The following is a 16,684-nucleotide window of genomic DNA, read 5'->3' on the forward strand; positions in this document are numbered from 1 at the left end:
TTTCTTTGTATGTTGAATAATACTGACTAGGCTCTTAATGGTGATTTTAATGTACTCGCAAAGGTTGCAGGTAATGGCTGCCTGGGGAGGATGGCTGCTTGACGGATACACATCGATATCGTATTTGCTTGTATTTTCATATATGGCACCTGTTTTTTTGCCCGGGTACCTTGGATCTTTAAGGTTCATAATTGTACTTATACCGGTAAGTTTTGGTGGTTTTGCCAGATCAATAGGCTCCGTTATTTTTGGCAGGCTCGGCGACAAAAGGGGAAGGCACTTTCTTTTAACATTTTCAATACTTGGATTTTCGATTTCGTCGGCATCCATAGGACTCATACCTGGATACAAAACCATTGGCATTGCAGCACCGACCATACTTTACATATTAATATTTATACAGGGCATGTTTGCCGGTTCAGAGTATGGTGCCGGTTCTGCATTTTCAATGGAATCGTCAGGAAGATCATCAAGGCCGCTTACCGGCGCATTTATGCAGAGCGGCTATGGCATGGGCTATTTAATGGTTGTTACCGTGGACCTTATAATATTATATATCACTGGCAATAATATTTTTATAATATATGGATGGCGCATCCTGCTTCTTACATCGTTAATACCAGGACTTATAACACTATTACTAAGAAAAATATCAAGGGAAACAAATGTTTTTATTGATATGGCTGCATCCGGAAAAATTGAGAAAAGGCCATTTACAGCAATGTTAAATGAAAATAAGGGCAGATTATTTTACATAATTACATTCATGTCAGCATTGTTATTTATAAACACTGGAACCTTCTCTTTTATCCTGCAGGCAGTGAGAATCTTTTAAATCTTGGCGGAAACCTTCTATATGCATTGATTATAATAAACGGTGTATCCCTGTTTGGTGTCATTTTTGGCGGTTACATTTCATTAAATAAAAACATTAAAAAAAGAATAATATTATATTCATTCATATTCCTTGCAACCTCCTGGTTATTTATTATAATTGGTTACACAAGAAATATATATATTTTTATTGCAATGTTCAGCATCCAGGCATTCCTTGAGGCAATGATATTTTCGCTAATACCTGAATTTTTATCAGAATCATTTAGCAAAAAGTACAGATCCACCGCAACCGGGTTTATTTATAATTTTGGTGCTATACCGGGAGGCCTGGCAATACTTTTAATATTAATTCCAGGAGAGATCCTTGGCATTAAAATTGTATGGTCCCTGGAAATACTTCTGGCATCATTGCTTCTGGTATTATCAATGGTATTTACCAGGGATAATAATATGGATCTTGATCCAATAATGGTGTGATTCATCATGGATTTTTACTTCAGACCTGATTTAAGAAGATTTATTTTAAGTGATTTACCTGAGATGAATTTAATGGTGGATCGGAAAGATCTGGTAAATGCATACGTTCCCCTGGCAGGATATATAAACATGCTTGCAACCCTTAAGAGGAGATCATCCATTTTGGGCGATGTTCCATATTTACTTGGAATAACAGGATCTGTAGCTGCAGGAAAGACAGTAATGTCAAAAACGTTTTCCGAGATTTTTGCAAGAATTTTTAAAAAAAATGTGGATATTATATCAACAGACAGCTTTCTTAAGAAGAATAATGAGCTTATAAATGAGGGCATTATTGATAGAAAGGGCTTTCCAGAAAGCTACAGAATCAACGATATGATGAATTTTCTTAAAATGGCCAGACTTGGTATTAAGAATCTAAAGGTTTATGAGTATTCACACGATGTTTATGATGTAACGGATAATTTAATATCAATTGATTCTCCTGAGATATTAATAATCGATGGAATAAACATACTCTTTGATTTTAATGTGCCTGTTATGCCATACAATCTTATGGATTTCATAATATTTATAAGATCTGATGAAGGCTGCCTTGAAAGATGGTATATTAAAAGATTCCTTGATCTTGTGAAAAATGCCGGTTCAGAATCGTTTTATAGCAGATTCGTTGGCATGGATGAAAAAACATTAAAAAACATTGCATTAAATGTGTGGAGCAATATAAATCTTAAAAATTACAGGGAAAATATAATAAAAAATATCTTTAGATCAAACGCAATCATCGAAAAGAGGTGCGATCATTCCATTGAATCGATCTATTTCAGGATATAATTATTTTATATCAACATAAAGCCCTGAATATAAAAGTTTGTCCAGATTTTTACATAATTTGCATATAAATTGCAAATATTATTTAAATAATATCATTTATTTAATATTCACATGGCATCAAAATTTATTGATACATTAAGATGGCTTGCCATTCTCGGCTCTTCCATATGGGCTGGGATACATATGACATTGCTTGGCATAAGGATACCATACATAGCAAAGGCATTCTTCGGTTTCGTAATAGCCATAGCAATAGTTGCATCAATGATCTATGTAAGTGAAAAAAAGGATTTTTACCTGCCGGTCTTTGTTTTTTACATACTTGATACATTGTTACTTCTGGAATCCAGGATAACAATAGCCCCGGTATTCAATAGAAAACTGCCATGGACACCATCAGCAATAGACAGCATAATACTTGATATAATCATGATTGTATTATCCGGTGTTTTATATTTTGCTGCAAAAAGATCAAAATAATTTTTAGATTGATGATAAATATTTAATTATCATTATTATCTATATAAAAACATTTTAATGCTAAATTTGATATGGAAGATGAATGAAGAATCCATTTATTATATTCGGTGTCCTGTTTTTACTGGCCGCAATATTCTCATATATATTTGGCCAGGTAATAATAGCAATAATCGCACTCATTATATCTGGATATTTCATATATCAGAGCCTTAGAACATCGCCTGCCAGGGCAGATAAAAAGATAGGCGATATAACATATAATGGCATAATGGATATTGCAAGAACAAAGTATAATAATGGAACGTTCCATGTTGATCTTGAAAACTTCTCTAAAACTGTTTCTAATATAAAGGATATAATAGTAAGCTCTGGCAAAATGCCAGAGTTCGGTCTGGATTCCATTTTTCTTGTTTACTTTACACAGGCCTCGGCTGAAAATGCATATAAGGAGATAACAAAAAGGGGTGTAAAGGCACAGGTTATGCAGGAAAAGAACAACTGGTATGTAAGGATAGAATTCGAGTGAAAAACTAAAATATTCTTAATATATCATAATCTGTGGATATAAAATACAATGATGATGTTTACAGGCCTGCAGAGGACACATATCTTATGATGGACAATATAAAATGCGGCAAAAAGGTTCTTGAGATAGGGGCTGGCACAGGAATAATATCGGTAAACCTTGCTTTAAATAATCACGATGTAACCGCAACTGACATAGATGATAAGGCTATAGATCTAATAAAGGAAAATGCCAGAATAAATCATGTTAATATAAAAATAATAAAATCTGATCTTTTTGATAATATATATGATAAATATGATACAATAATATTTAATCCGCCATATCTGCCTGTGGAAAACGAGGATATAAAATGGTCAGGCGGTTCAGACGGTTTCAATGTTACATCAAGGTTTTTAAAGGATGCCTACATGCATCTAAATGATAACGGTTCAATATATATTATACTATCAGATTTAACAGATATAAATAAATTAAAAAACGATTTTAAAAACTATGAATTCATAGAGATAAAGAGGTGCACCTTTGATTTTGAATCAATAATATTATACATGTTAAGGGTGAGAACATGCCCACAATAGGTGAAAGAATAAAGGAGCTTGAGGAGGAAATAAAGAGGACACAGTACAACAAGGCAACGGAGAAGCATATAGGCATCCTAAAGGCAAAGATATCAAAGCTTGAAATGGAGGAATCTGCCCATAAGAAGGCCTCAGGCCATGGTTTTTATGTTCCAAAAACTGGTGATGCCACTGTTGCCCTTGTTGGCTATCCAAACGTTGGAAAGAGCTCTTTATTAAATAAATTAACAAATAAAAAGAGCGAGGTTGGTAACTTCGCATTCACAACATTAACCATTGTTCCTGGAACCATGAACTACCGCGGTGCACAGATACAGATTCTGGATTTGCCAGGAATAATAGACAATGCGGCCCTTGGAGCCGGCCGTGGCCGTGAGGTTCTTGCTGCAGTGAGAAACGCTGATCTGATTTTAATAGTTACCGATCCTGAAACCAAAGGTCTTGACAGAATAAAATCTGAACTTTACAAGGCCGGCATAGTATTAAATAAAAAGAGAAAGGATATCTCATTTAAGAAGAGCAACTATGGCGGTTTAAGAATATACAAGCCCAGGAACATAGACCTGAGCGATGATGATATAAGGGACATTGCAAAGGAGTTTAAGGTTGTCAATGGAACATTGTATATAAGAGAGAATATAGATTACGACGATTTAATAGACTTTTTTAAGGGAAACATTGTTTATATAAAGGCAATACTCGTTATTAATAAGATAGATCTGGCAAACAGGCCACTGGATGATATAGAAATGTCCTTTAATGACTACATAGAGGTTTCTGCTGAAAAAAACATAAACATAGAAAAATTAAAGGAAAAGATCTTTGATAACCTTGATCTTATAAGAATTTACATGAAAAACAAGTCAGGCGAGGTTGATTATGAAAGGCCAATGATATTAAACAATGGTTCCACGGTCAGGGAGGTTTGCAGGAAGATAAGCAGGGAGATGCTTAACAGCTTTAGATATGCCATAATTTCAGGTCCAAACAGAAAGGCGGAAATGCGTGTTGGCCTTGATTATGAATTAAAGGATGAGGACACGGTAACCTTGATAAGCAAGAATTGAATTATTTAATATGTACATATTCCATGGTAGGGTTCAGGGCATAGGCCTCAGGGCCAGGACCTATTCAATGGCCAAAAGCCTTGGATTATCGGGTTATATCAAAAACCGTGATGACGGAACAGTTGAGGCCGTGTTTCAGGGAGATGAGGAAAAAATAAAAAGGATCATTGAATACATAAAAGGCATAGCATATATAGAAAAAATCGATTATTTTGATGATGATGTTAAATATAACGATTTTCAGATAAGGTATTAATTTATTATATTATATTTATATCCAAGGGAGTCCAGTGCGTTCAATAGTTTTTCTATTCTATTTGCGTCAACTATGTTTACGGTAAATGTAAGATTTTGATAGCCTATAGGCGTGTTCTTTTTTAAATTATCGACCTCGGCATGGTATATATTTGCGCCAACGCTTGATATTGCGTTTACTATTTTTACCATGGTTCCCGGCCTGTCAGGAAGGTTGAACTCAAGCCTTATTAATTTATTCTCCATCTCCATGGATTTGTATATAATTTTTGATAGCAGCAGAAAATTTATGTTTCCGCCTGATAGTATTATTGCAGTTTTCTTTGATTCTGAGTCTATCTTACCCTCGTAGAGTGCGGCAAGACCAACTGCCCCGGATGGCTCAACAAGAACCTTTTCACGCTCAAGCAGTTTAAACAATGAATAGGCTATGCTTTCATCATTTACTGTAACAACATCGTCAACATAGTTTTTTACAATGTCAAATGTTATATCCCCGGGATATTTCACGGCTATGCCATCGGCTATTGTATCAGAGCTTGTGTATGGAACTATTCTGTTTTCCCTTAATGATAGCATCATTGCATTTGCCTTTTCTGATTCGACACCTATGATTTTTACATTTGGATTTATGTGCTTTGCGGCAAAGGCTATCCCGGATATTAAACCGCCACCCCCAATGGGCACTATTATCTGATCAAGATTTCCAAGATCCTCAAAGAGCTCAAGTGCTATTGTACCCTGGCCTGCTATAATGGCCTCATCATTGTATGCCTCTATAAATGTTCTATTTTCATCCATTGCTATTTTTAATGCATGGCTATGTGATTCATCGTATGAGCTCCCGGTTAGTATTACATGGCCGCCGTATGCCTCAACAGCGTTTACCTTTGCCGGTGTTGTGTTTTCAGGCATTACTATCTTTGCATCTGTTTTAAAGATCGATGCGGCATATGCAACGCCCTGCGCATGGTTTCCAGCGCTTGCCGTTATGACACCGTTTTTTAGTTCCTCATCGCTTAACCTTGAGAACTTTGTAACCGCACCCCTTGATTTAAATGAGCCGGTCTTCTGGAAATTCTCCATTTTAAAAAATATATCCCCGTGGAACATGTCGCTGAAGGTCTTTGAATGAAAAACAGGCGTCCTGTGCAGATACCTTGATACAACTGATTTTGCATATAATATATCATCGAATTCCATGTAAATGAAATATTAATCATAAATATTATATTATTCAATAAGAAATTTAATATTATAATGGTATAATCTTTGATGAGCCTGAGGACTTATCAATTTCGTATGAAACATCGGCAACGGATGACATATCGCTGTGATGCGTTATCATTATTAACTGATCTATATCTCCTGACTGCCTTAATGAATACTGTATTATATCCTTTAGATTTGTTCTTCTGTCCTCATCGAGATAGTTTGTGGGCTCATCCATTATTATAAAACTTTTATTATTTAATGCATACTCTGCAACCGCAAGTCTTAATGCCAGTGAGAGCGCTGTTTTTTCCCCACCGCTTAATGAATCAATGTCCTGAACCATGGATCTCTGGGAAACCTTTATGTTAAAATCCTCATCTATATCTATATCATCAAAATCAAAGTTGAATTCAAAAAGGTATTTTCTAACAAGCGAGGTCATTGCCTGCGATGCCTCCTTTCTTATCATTGACTGTATTCCGCTGACATCAAGGGCGTTCCTTAGTTCATCAAGAAAGCCTATCGCGGCTTTTATCTTTTTCATTGATTCAAGGGTTTCATTAATTTCATTTATTCTGTCTGAAAGCTCATTTATCCTGGTTCTATTGATCTCTATTGTTGCCTCGAGCCTTGCCCTGTTTGCCTTTGCATCATCAAGGGCCTTTCTGCTTTTATTATAATTATCCTCAATATCATTAATTCTTGATGTTATAGTCTTTAAATCCGGGATCCTTGAATCGATCTCGGCAATCTGCTTTTTATAGTTATCAATCTTTCCCCTTAATTTTTCAATTAAAATTTTATTTTCCTGTATCTCATTGTATTTATTGTTATAATTATTCGCCTCATTCTCCATTTCCCTTATTTTATCAATACAACTTCTGTCAGGTTCAAAACCTATGATTTTTATAATCTCCTGTAACCCTGACTCCAGATCATTTATCTGCGATTTTATCTCATTGGATCTTGACTGATTCGTGTCTATGTCTATTAGATCCCTTTGCGATAACAGATTTAGGTATGATGTTCTCCTTGAATCAAGGATTTCTATTGATTCTTTTAATGATTTAATCCTATTTTTTATCTCATTGTATTTATCCTCTTTATCCTTTAATTCATTTATTTTAATTTTAATGTCCTCGAGATCGTGCCTTGCTGATTCAATTTTATTATATTCATTTATACTTTTGTTTATTTCTTCTGATTCAAGATATTCCTTCCTTTTTTTTAGATCGACGATTTTATTATTTATATCTTTTACATCGATCTCTATCTCTCTTATTTTTGATTCAATCCCGGATTTTTTATTATTGTAATCATTTATTATATGATTAATTTTGTCTTCTCCAAGGGTTGTGCCACAGACCGGGCATACGCTCTGACCGTTCAATATCTCCATATTCCTGGATAGTTCATCAAGGTTTTCAATCAAGGATCTTTTTCTTTGATTTAATGATGATACTTTTGATGAATAATCCTGAAGTTTAACATTGATTTCATTTAATTCCTTTTTTATTGCGTCAGGATCGATATTAATTGAATATTCTCTGATCTTCATGTTTAGTGATTCGTATGATTTTAAATAGCCATTGTAATCCATATGGTATCCTTCAAGCTCCAAAATTTGATTATTTAGATCGTCATACTCACTTTTCTTTTTTATATAATCATTGTAATCCTTTTCAAGAACTGATAATTTTTTAATAATTGCATGGTATTTGTTTATTTCTGCATCTATATTTGAAAGGATCTGTTTTTTGTTTTCAATATCATTAATGTATTTAAAATAATCATTTATGTAATTCCTGTTTTTATAAACAGGATCGTTAATTATTTTCATGTGCCTCTCCTCAAGTTCTTTATAGTAATTGTTTTTTTCCAGTTCCATGGAAAGATCACTCTCTGCAGTTTTAATATCGCTGTTTAGCCTGTTTTTCATATCCTCCAGGGATGAGAGCTCGTTCATTGCGGATTTTGCATTATTATAATCATCCATGGCATTCTGATAAACAATGCTTAATCTTTCTATCTCCTTTAAAGTAATGGAATGGCTTTTCTCATCATCGGCCAGTGATTTTTTAATATTTTCCAGTTCAAGATTACTTGATTTGAGCTTTTCCTCAACATCGTTTATATTTGATATCTCTGGCCTAAGCATTTTTAATACATCCTTTAATTTATCGGCATTCCTTGATAATGAGTTTATTTCAAGTATCTCGCTAAATATCTCCTTTCTCTGCTTTGGTGTTCCTGATATTAAAGAATCCATCTCACCCTGGCCAACGAAGATTGAGTTTTTAAAAACGTCCTTTGATATGCCGAGTATATTCTCAATGGCTTTTGTTGTCTGATCAAAACCCTCCGCAATGATCTCATTGTTCTTTTTTATGTATGATTCACGCCTTGAGCCTTTGCCAAACTTGTAGGATCTAAAAACCTGGTAAACATCATTGCCAATGTAGAATTCAAGCATTACTGATAGATTGTTTTTACCCTTCTTTACCATCTCCTCGATTTTCTCTGAATTCCTTGTTTCGGTAAACAGCGCAAACTTTATTGCGTCAACAATGCTTGTCTTCCCGGCACCGTTTTTTCCTGTTATAATTGTTATTCCTGGTGTGAACTCTATTTCAGCATCATCGTATGAGACAAAGTTTTTTAATTTTAATGATTTTATTATCATGTTTATCTACCTTAAAAGCATCTTTTTAATAATTTCGTAGGCATCATCAACGCTCTCGTTTTTTATTGAGGTATAAATATTATATGCAAGCTCGGCCTTTTTATCATCATGGAAGTATCCGTGGAAGTAGTCTATTAATTTTCTCTCTGATTTTACAGGATTTTCAGGCATGTTTACTGATTTGTTAAAAAGGCATCTTATCTCTGCCTTTTGATTATACATGGCAAGAACCTTCCTTGAGTATTCTTTATCCTCGGTATTTATTATCAATGTTATCAGCGGCTTCTTTATGCCGGTTGCATTTTCAAGTGATTTATCAAGATCGATTATCAAATTTATATTATCCGTTTTTATTAAATCCTGGTACCTTGTGCTGTTAAGTTTTATCCTGCTTACAGATGCAGTTCCGCTGTTTATATCCACGAGGTTTACAGATTTTCCGTATTTTTTAAAATGATTTAATTCATTTGTATCATTTATTTCTGTTGAGCCTGCGTATGAAAAAACAGGCTTTTTATTATCTATTAATTTTGAATCATGTATATGCCCAAAGGCCAGGTATGTATAATTTACAGGGAGATCGCTTGAATCAACCTCGCTCTGCTCCTTTATAAAATATGGTGAGACACCCTCATGGGATATTAAAACTGAATTTTTCTCTGATTCTGCAATAACATCGGCCTTTTTATAAAGCTCAAGAAGCTGCGGTATCCTTAAACCCTTCATGTTTGATATTCCTGATATTATTATTTCCTCATCAAATTTTTTTCTTACAACATCAAGGTCATCGTAGCCAAGTAAATGAACCCCAAGAAAATCAAAGATCCTGGAAGCGACCTCATCACGGCGCTTTGGCCTGTCGTGATCGCCCATTATAAGGTACATATCGATGTTCCTTTCATATAATTTTAGCATGGCCTTTTTAAATTCATTCATTGCCCTGTTTGATGGCAGCCAGGTATCAAAAAGGTCTCCAGAGTGAACAAAGAAATCAACATGTTCATTTATGCCTATGTCTATTGCCTCGTTGAATGCCTCATAAAAATCGTTTTCACGTTCATCCATCATATATTGTTTGTAACCCAGATGTGTATCAGAAAAATGTATAAATCTCACCATTAAAGATCACCCAGAAGCTTTTTATTTCTTTCCTTTATTTTCCTGGGATCGTTCATTGAATCTATTTCATCGCGGGCCATTCTTAGCAAAGATATTATATCTATATCGGAGCCACCGGCCCTTGTCTCACGGTTTCTTATCTTTACAATGCATGGCATCTTTACAAATTCGCCTGTTAGCACTGCCTCGCCTATGTCAAGTGATGGAAGATCCTCTATAATATACTCGGTTATACTCTCACTGCTGTTTATAACTGCATTTTGATCTGCCGGGTTCGTTATCCTTAGTATAATCTGTGAATTACACTGGCTCAGGACGTCCTGATCTATCTTCCCTGGCCTCTGTGTTATTACTATTAAAAATATACCAAATTTTCTGCCCTCGGCTGCGATCTTCTTTATTATCTCACCGGTTTTTGTCCTTCCACGTTCCCTTGGGGGCACGAACCTGTGAGCCTCCTCAACAACAACAAAGACCGGGTACTTAAAATCATTTGAGAACTTTGCGTCATATACAGTGTTAAGTATGCGCCATGCAAAGTAATCGGCAAGGTATTCATCAAGGCCTGAAAGATCCAGAATCGAGAGCCTTCCAGGTGATAGATAATCATTGATCCCTGTCGATTTATTTGAAAAGACGCCTTTTATTTTTTCAAGATACCTTAAACGGTTTCTTATTTTATTATAGTTTTCTCCAAGGGATTTTGCAGTTTCCATAAAATCATCGTAATCATGCTGGCCCTTCATGTTGTCAAAGATATCGTTGACTATGCCCGTTAAATTTGCCCAGGATTCATTTATATCCATTATGCCGCAGAGATCCTCCTGATTAAGATCCTGGAATCTTATTGTGAATGTATTGACTATTCCAACCTCGCTGCCGTAGCGGCCAGTGCTCATTGGTGTTCTAAAAACCATGACGTTTTCATTGTATATTTTATCATCATGAGTTTTTTTCATGAAAACATAATCCGCATGTGGGTCCAGAACGATTACAGAGACGCCCTTCTTGATTAATTCCTCTATGATAACACCGGCCGTATGGCTTTTACCAGCGCCTGTCTGTGCAAGTATTGCAACATGCCTTCTCAGGCCATTTATATTTATTGAGACATCAATGTTTGAATCCATTAATTTTCCTATTTTTAATGACTCCTCATCATTGAATGAAAAGATCCTTGAAAGCGTGTCGCTGTTTGATAGATACACCGGCGTTCCAATATTTATGATCTCCCTGGAGTTTCTAACATTATCATTAACGACATGGCCAAGTATCTGAACATGGCATATGTTTGTACTATCATTTATATTATTTTCAATGTACCTCTTCATGCTCTTATAGTCTGTATTTAAATCCACCAGCTGGCTTCTTGATTCTATTGATATTATTCTTCCTATGATCTCGCCGTTATTAAAAACAGATACATAATCCCAGCGCCTCACGTTTTCGCCCGGGTTTAAAACGAAGCTTAAATCATCACCGGAGCTTGAAATAACATAACCAATCTCAGACATGGATTCTTGCACGCCTATCACCCCTGCTCTCATAGAATGGTATTCCTGTTAACCTTTCAAATGTACGCATATAAAGGTTTTCAACCTCCTTTTTTCTGAACTTTACCATTCTATCAACGTAGTAAAGCCATATATTATAATTCCTGTAACCATTGTATCCGTAGAATATTAAATCAACTATATCATATACACTGGCATTATTGTTAAGAAACCTGTTTGAAACAACGTTTATTTTTAATGGTATATCTGTTATTTCAGGTAGTATATCCATTATTGCGTATTTCCCTGAACTTTCTATTACGGGTTCAGTGTACCCCGGTTCCTTTGCAAGTGATTTTATTATCAAATGATCGCTGGCATTTCTTAATCTTGATTTTTCATCATTGCTTAAACCATTAATAAGAAGGTTTCTAAACGAATTATCTACACTGCTCTTTGCTATATAAATTAGGTCAATGCCTTTCTCCCTTGCCATTGAGATCATCTCATTCATTGTTGAAAAGTATTCACGCATGAATGATTCATTGCCCGGTATCTTTAAATCAATGTTAAAATGATTTAGCCTGCTCTTGTATGAACCATCGATAAAGATATAATCGTATCTTTCATTTTCAATGCTTTTTATTACGCATTTATGCTCAAGGTGCTCCATTAAAAGTATCTCGAAGTTTCTAAGCTCCATTGGATTTAGATCATAGATGCCAGCAGAAAAGGTCTTTTCAACAAATTTATTTGAAAATGAGTATGCCCTTGCCATTATAAAGACCATGCCGCTGTAAAGCTGCCTTGAGAAGATTGAGCTGTCCACGGCAAGTATCCTTTTATTCTTTAGATCTTTATTACTCCTATAATAATGAAAGTATTTATCAAAATTTTTTTTGTAAATATTATAATCGTATGAATCACCTGCAATTATTAGGTTTGATCTTATTTCATCTAAATTTGAATTAATGTAATTAATAAAATCCGTGTATGTTTCCACGGAATGCTATTTGTTAATGAAAAATAAATTTTTCTATGGTTTTATGGGCAGCGGTGTGAATGTAATTATAAACATTAGCAGGCAGAAGATGCCTATGAAAACATCGCGCATTTTTATTCTTGCGTAATCATTCAATGCAGGTGGATGGACAAGACCAAGAAATATAACGAAAAGAGCCAGAAAGAGCCAGCCAAGATAATTGTATACTATTGCCAGGTAGAAGAGGAAGCCAAGAAAGATGTAATTTAATATATATGCCCTTGACCCAAGGAGACCCCTTACGATGTGACCACCATCAAGCTGCCCTGCGGGTATTAAGTTCATTGCCGTTGCGAAGATACCAACCCAGACTGCAAAGACCATTGGAAAAACCGGAACCTTAACAGGCTCAAAAATACCGAAGAGCTTATAGATCAATGGATAATTTAACTGAAATGGTATTACATTGTTTACAGGCTTTATAACCTTTTCAAAGTACTGTGCAAGAAACATCAATGGTATTGATGCAAGAAAGCCTGCTATTGGGCCTGCAGCACCAATCTCGGTCATGGCCTTTCTATCCGGTATTGGATCCCTTAAAGAAACAAATGCACCAAAGGTGCCTATAATATATGGAAATGGTATAAAAAATGGCAGTGATGCGTTTACCCTGTATCTTCTTGCAACAAGATAATGCGCCGTTTCATGTATGCCAAGTATGAACATTAATGGCAATGAGAAGAATACAAAGCCGTACAATAGCTTGTAAAACTCATAGTATGGTCCTGGCCTAACAAAGCTTGCTGCGTATATAGATCCGACGTATACTGTCGATAAAAGCGTAAGAACAAGCATTATAATATTAACGTAGATGCTTCTATAATTCTCCTTTGGCCTTCTTGTTACCTCTATGTAGTTTTCAGGGCCCTTGATAACAGCAGGTATGTATCCACTTGGAACAAGAATCTTTCTTATCTCGTCAAAATTTTCATCCAGGAGTGGATTGTCACTCTCAAAGAAATAAAACCTAATGTAAAGCGGGTTAACATCGGTTTCATATGAATTTATATATGATCTTACCGTGCTTACAACGTATTCTAAATCATCACTCTGCACTTTTACTTCCATTGCTTTCACCTTTTCCCTGTTTTAACGGAAATTAATCACGTTTCATAATTTCCTGACCCACAGGGAATTCTTAGCCAGCCGCTGATCGGATTTTCACAGCAGGGTGACACACCATAAACTGAATCCGAGGCCCATTATGGCGTGGCCATTTATAGGTTCCGTGTCGTCATATGCATTCATAAATCATGCATACTTTCTGCGGAATCATATAATGCATTGAATCAATATTTTTAAACTTTTATATCAAAGCTATAAAATATTTAAATTATTTTATAAAATTAATTGTAATAAAGTATTAAAAAGATTAATATAAAGTTTAGAAATTTAGCTTTGGGCTTGTGGTCTAGTGGTATGACGTCTCCCTCACACGGAGGAGGTCGCCGGTTCGAGCCCGGCCAGGCCCACTTATATTTATATACACTGGATTCATATTTTATTAAGATGTGCTGGAAATTATATTTTCCATTATAATTGTATTTTTATTATATAGATCAAAAATTGACAATAACATTATAATATATTTATCAAGTTCGAAAATTAAATTCATGCATGGTTTTTATTTATAATATTCTTTTTATAAATAGATAAAACTATGATATCCTGAAATTAGTTCCCATATTTATATTCTTAACATTTAATTTTCTTGTATATTATAAAAGTGATTTCTATTATATATTGATAATTACATAATTTCCTCTTTTAATTAATAATATAATATTATATTGCTCTTGCATGTGTTATAAATTATATATTAACCATATTGCAATATTATGTTTTTATTTATTATTATAAAAATATTATCAATGCCTACTTCAACTGTTTAAATTAGTTTATAGTTCCTATATTTAAGTTGTCTTTAAATAGGAACTAATTTCAGGATAAAACAATAAATAGATAAAACACCATAATATTTATATTAAAAAATAATACCCTATATGCATGGGAGCATGGGGTAATCAGGCATCCTAGCGGGCTCCAGTCAGTTTGTGATTAGCGAGAGGGTCAACTGATTTCATGATGATTGACTGGAACTATGAAACAGGAAGAGACCCGTAGATCTGGGTTCAAATCCCAGTGCTCCCATAACCTGAATTATAAAGATTAATAATAAAAGGCTGAATCCTAAAATTATTAAATTTAAAATATCCATCGTTGTATTTTAATTATAAAAACAAAAAAGGATAAATTTATGAAAATAATACCCTATGGATAAATATGGCACGAATGCACACAAGGAAGAGGGGAAAATCAGGATCAAAACGTATTGAGGTAAAGGAAAGACCTTCATGGATACAGTACAGTGATGATGAAATAAAGGAAATGATAGTTAAGATGAGAAAGCAGGGCATGACAAAGTCAATGATTGGTATAAGATTAAGGGATCAGTATGCAATTCCAGGAACAAGGCCGGTGCTTCACATGAAGCTTGGCCAGGTATTAAAAGAGAATAATCTTGAATCAGATGTCCCAGAGGATTTACAGGCATTGATAGAGAGGTACAAAAGGGCAATGAAGCACCTTTCATTAAATAAGCACGATATGAACAATAGGAGAAAGGCACAGTTAATAATGTCAAAAATGTTAAGATTAATAAGGTATTACAAAAGGACGTCAAGGCTTCCACAGGATTGGTCTCTTGAGAGAGTCCTGCAATGATTAATGATATAATAAATAATGATTTTTACAGCCTTTTAAAGAAAGGTTCGGAAAAAATACGTGAAAATGATTACGTTAGGATTCTTGCCCATTACGATGGTGATGGTGTAAGCTCCGCCATTATATTAACAAACGCGTTGAAAAGGGAGGGCATAAAGTTCCATTTAAGCTATGTAAGCAGCCTTGATGAAAAGGGCTTCAGGCAGCTATACGAGGAGGAAAAGGACGTTTTTACAATAATGGTTGATGCCGGATCTGATCAGGCCCAGTTCATATCTGATTATAATAATTATGTTATACTTGATCACCATTTTCATCGTGATTTTAAAGCACCTGGAATAAACATAAATGCAAGGGATTTTGGATACAATGGAACGACAGAGGCCTGCGGCGCAACCATGGCCTTTCTCATGGCACTAACAATGAACGAGGATAATAAGGATCTATTACCGTTCTTTGTATCCGGTGTGATGGCCGATAAGCAGGATATAGGTGGCTTTAAGGGCCTTAATGCATCCATTTATAATGAATACAATAAAAACAAAACATTTCACATGATAAACATAGACGGTTCTAATATACATGAGGCAATAACCTATTCAACAGATCCGTTCTTTTATAATTTAACGGGCTATCCTGATAATGTGAATGAAATGCTCTCATCATTAAATATAGATCCTGAAAAGCATGTTTATGACCTTGATAATGCCGAGATGTTAAGGCTTGGAAAGGCCCTTTCACTTAGATTATTATCACAGAATATCGGTATCGATGGTATAAAATACCTTGAAACAGACGTTATAATGTTCGATGAAATAAAAATGTCATCAAAGCTTTTAAGCGATATCATTGATGGAAACAGCAGGATAGGTGCTAATTCGATACCGGTTCAGTATTTTCTTGGTGATAAAAGCGTTGAGAACGAGATGAATTCCAACAGAAGGATATTTAAAACCAAATTAATAGATTATATATACAGATCAAAAAATAATATAAAGGAAAATGATTATTTAAGATACTTCTATGCACCGGAGTCAGAGATGGCCGGGCCAATAACAGGCACAATGGCCCTTTACCTTTTTGATGTTAAAAAGCCGATAATAGGCTTCAATGCAGGAACAGAGAACATAAAGGTCTCATCCAGGGGCACCAGGCATCTGGTTTCAAGGGGGCTTAATCTATCCGTTGTTATGAGGGAGGCTTCCCAGAGGGTTGGTGGCTCAGGTGGCGGCCATGACATAGCAGCCGGTGCGGTAATACCCCTTGATACTGAAAAGAAGTTCATAGATTACTGCTCTGAAATCATAAAATCACAGCTTGGTAGTATTTAATAATAAAAGATTTATAAAGA

At 35.0% G+C, this 16,684-nt stretch carries 16 protein-coding genes and 2 tRNA genes; 12 read left to right on the forward strand and 6 right to left on the reverse strand.

All coding sequences use genetic code 11. The annotated features are described in order from the left end of the window. Window positions 1-49 precede the first annotated feature (49 nt). The 8 genes from B8780_RS08320 (at window position 50) to B8780_RS07575 (ending at window position 5,058) form a co-directional block, all read left to right on the forward strand. The gene (locus B8780_RS08320; protein WP_236719419.1) at window positions 50-835 is read left to right on the forward strand and encodes an MFS transporter; all 786 of its coding nucleotides are present in this window, start codon (window positions 50-52) and stop codon (window positions 833-835) included. A 26-nt stretch (window positions 836-861) separates the two neighbouring features. Next, window positions 862-1,314, forward strand: coding sequence for an MFS transporter (locus B8780_RS08390; RefSeq protein ID WP_330831699.1), 453 nt, complete (start codon window positions 862-864; stop codon window positions 1,312-1,314). A gap of 6 nt (window positions 1,315-1,320) precedes the next feature. Continuing rightward, window positions 1,321-2,148, forward strand: a complete 828-nt coding sequence (locus B8780_RS07550; RefSeq protein WP_084273242.1) for a type I pantothenate kinase — start codon at window positions 1,321-1,323, stop codon at window positions 2,146-2,148. Window positions 2,149-2,259: 111 nt separating this feature from the next. Then, window positions 2,260-2,628 carry a hypothetical protein gene (locus tag B8780_RS07555; RefSeq protein ID WP_236719421.1) on the forward strand — a complete coding sequence of 123 codons (369 nt, stop codon included), beginning with the start codon at window positions 2,260-2,262 and terminating at the stop codon, window positions 2,626-2,628. 82 nt (window positions 2,629-2,710) lie between these two features. Next, window positions 2,711-3,154 (forward strand): hypothetical protein, encoded by a 444-nt coding sequence (locus tag B8780_RS07560; RefSeq protein WP_084273243.1) that lies wholly within the window; start codon window positions 2,711-2,713, stop codon window positions 3,152-3,154. A 32-nt stretch (window positions 3,155-3,186) separates the two neighbouring features. Further along, complete coding sequence (locus tag B8780_RS07565; protein WP_011177036.1) at window positions 3,187-3,735, forward strand: HemK2/MTQ2 family protein methyltransferase; 549 nt, start codon at window positions 3,187-3,189, stop codon at window positions 3,733-3,735. Beyond that, window positions 3,723-4,802, forward strand: a complete 1,080-nt coding sequence (locus B8780_RS07570; RefSeq protein ID WP_011177037.1) for an OBG GTPase family GTP-binding protein — start codon at window positions 3,723-3,725, stop codon at window positions 4,800-4,802. The genes B8780_RS07565 and B8780_RS07570 overlap by 13 nt, the downstream gene beginning before the upstream one ends. A 10-nt stretch (window positions 4,803-4,812) precedes the next feature. Continuing rightward, the gene (locus B8780_RS07575) at window positions 4,813-5,058 is read left to right on the forward strand and encodes an acylphosphatase (protein WP_011177038.1); all 246 of its coding nucleotides are present in this window, start codon (window positions 4,813-4,815) and stop codon (window positions 5,056-5,058) included. Here the strand turns inward: B8780_RS07575 and ilvA are convergent. The 6 genes from ilvA to B8780_RS07605 are packed head-to-tail and all read right to left on the reverse strand — an operon-like array spanning window position 5,055 to window position 13,677. Continuing rightward, a complete protein-coding gene (ilvA, locus tag B8780_RS07580; RefSeq protein ID WP_084273244.1) occupies window positions 5,055-6,260 on the reverse strand; it encodes a threonine ammonia-lyase in 1,206 nt (401 codons plus the stop codon). The two genes, B8780_RS07575 and ilvA, sit on opposite strands and share 4 nt — an antisense overlap. Window positions 6,261-6,312: 52 nt before the next feature. Next, window positions 6,313-8,955: a DNA double-strand break repair ATPase Rad50 gene (locus tag B8780_RS07585; RefSeq protein WP_084273245.1), complete on the reverse strand. Its 2,643-nt coding sequence runs from the start codon at window positions 8,953-8,955 to the stop codon at window positions 6,313-6,315. A gap of 6 nt (window positions 8,956-8,961) precedes the next feature. Next, a complete protein-coding gene (locus B8780_RS07590; protein ID WP_084273246.1) occupies window positions 8,962-10,074 on the reverse strand; it encodes a metallophosphoesterase family protein in 1,113 nt (370 codons plus the stop codon). Continuing rightward, window positions 10,074-11,600 (reverse strand): helicase HerA domain-containing protein, encoded by a 1,527-nt coding sequence (locus B8780_RS07595; protein WP_236719422.1) that lies wholly within the window; start codon window positions 11,598-11,600, stop codon window positions 10,074-10,076. Before B8780_RS07595 ends, B8780_RS07590 begins: the two co-directional genes overlap by 1 nt. Next, the gene (locus tag B8780_RS07600) at window positions 11,581-12,570 is read right to left on the reverse strand and encodes a DNA double-strand break repair nuclease NurA (protein WP_084273248.1); all 990 of its coding nucleotides are present in this window, start codon (window positions 12,568-12,570) and stop codon (window positions 11,581-11,583) included. The genes B8780_RS07595 and B8780_RS07600 overlap by 20 nt, the downstream gene beginning before the upstream one ends. A gap of 33 nt (window positions 12,571-12,603) precedes the next feature. After that, the gene (locus tag B8780_RS07605) at window positions 12,604-13,677 is read right to left on the reverse strand and encodes a site-2 protease family protein (protein WP_011177044.1); all 1,074 of its coding nucleotides are present in this window, start codon (window positions 13,675-13,677) and stop codon (window positions 12,604-12,606) included. A gap of 332 nt (window positions 13,678-14,009) precedes the next feature. On the opposite strand from B8780_RS07605, the gene B8780_RS07610 reads away from it, so the two are divergent. The 4 genes from B8780_RS07610 (at window position 14,010) to B8780_RS07625 (ending at window position 16,664) form a co-directional block, all read left to right on the forward strand. Next, a tRNA-Val gene (locus tag B8780_RS07610) sits at window positions 14,010-14,081 on the forward strand. Between the two features lie 537 nt (window positions 14,082-14,618). Continuing rightward, a tRNA-Trp gene (locus B8780_RS07615) sits at window positions 14,619-14,760 on the forward strand. Between the two features lie 132 nt (window positions 14,761-14,892). Then, complete coding sequence (locus tag B8780_RS07620; protein ID WP_084273249.1) at window positions 14,893-15,333, forward strand: 30S ribosomal protein S15; 441 nt, start codon at window positions 14,893-14,895, stop codon at window positions 15,331-15,333. Then, a complete protein-coding gene (locus B8780_RS07625; protein ID WP_084273250.1) occupies window positions 15,330-16,664 on the forward strand; it encodes a DHH family phosphoesterase in 1,335 nt (444 codons plus the stop codon). The genes B8780_RS07620 and B8780_RS07625 overlap by 4 nt, the downstream gene beginning before the upstream one ends. The last annotated feature ends 20 nt before the right edge of the window (window positions 16,665-16,684 follow it).

This window comes from Picrophilus oshimae DSM 9789 (assembly GCF_900176435.1).
GTDB lineage: Archaea > Thermoplasmatota > Thermoplasmata > Thermoplasmatales > Thermoplasmataceae > Picrophilus > Picrophilus oshimae.

Bases quoted from the DNA above. Each gene is read 5' to 3' on its own strand.
- B8780_RS08320 (WP_236719419.1), top strand. From the start codon at position 50: ATGTACTCGCAAAGGTTGCAGGTAATGGCTGCCTGGGGAGGATGGCTG.
- B8780_RS07550 (WP_084273242.1), top strand. From the start codon at position 1,321: ATGGATTTTTACTTCAGACCTGATTTAAGAAGATTTATTTTAAGTGAT.
- B8780_RS07555 (WP_236719421.1), top strand. From the start codon at position 2,260: ATGGCATCAAAATTTATTGATACATTAAGATGGCTTGCCATTCTCGGC.
- B8780_RS07560 (WP_084273243.1), top strand. From the start codon at position 2,711: ATGAAGAATCCATTTATTATATTCGGTGTCCTGTTTTTACTGGCCGCA.
- B8780_RS07570 (WP_011177037.1), top strand. From the start codon at position 3,723: ATGCCCACAATAGGTGAAAGAATAAAGGAGCTTGAGGAGGAAATAAAG.
- B8780_RS07575 (WP_011177038.1), top strand. From the start codon at position 4,813: ATGTACATATTCCATGGTAGGGTTCAGGGCATAGGCCTCAGGGCCAGG.
- ilvA (WP_084273244.1), bottom strand. From the start codon at position 6,260: ATGGAATTCGATGATATATTATATGCAAAATCAGTTGTATCAAGGTAT.
- B8780_RS07585 (WP_084273245.1), bottom strand. From the start codon at position 8,955: ATGATAATAAAATCATTAAAATTAAAAAACTTTGTCTCATACGATGAT.
- B8780_RS07590 (WP_084273246.1), bottom strand. From the start codon at position 10,074: ATGGTGAGATTTATACATTTTTCTGATACACATCTGGGTTACAAACAA.
- B8780_RS07605 (WP_011177044.1), bottom strand. From the start codon at position 13,677: ATGGAAGTAAAAGTGCAGAGTGATGATTTAGAATACGTTGTAAGCACG.
- B8780_RS07620 (WP_084273249.1), top strand. From the start codon at position 14,893: ATGGCACGAATGCACACAAGGAAGAGGGGAAAATCAGGATCAAAACGT.
- B8780_RS07625 (WP_084273250.1), top strand. From the start codon at position 15,330: ATGATTAATGATATAATAAATAATGATTTTTACAGCCTTTTAAAGAAA.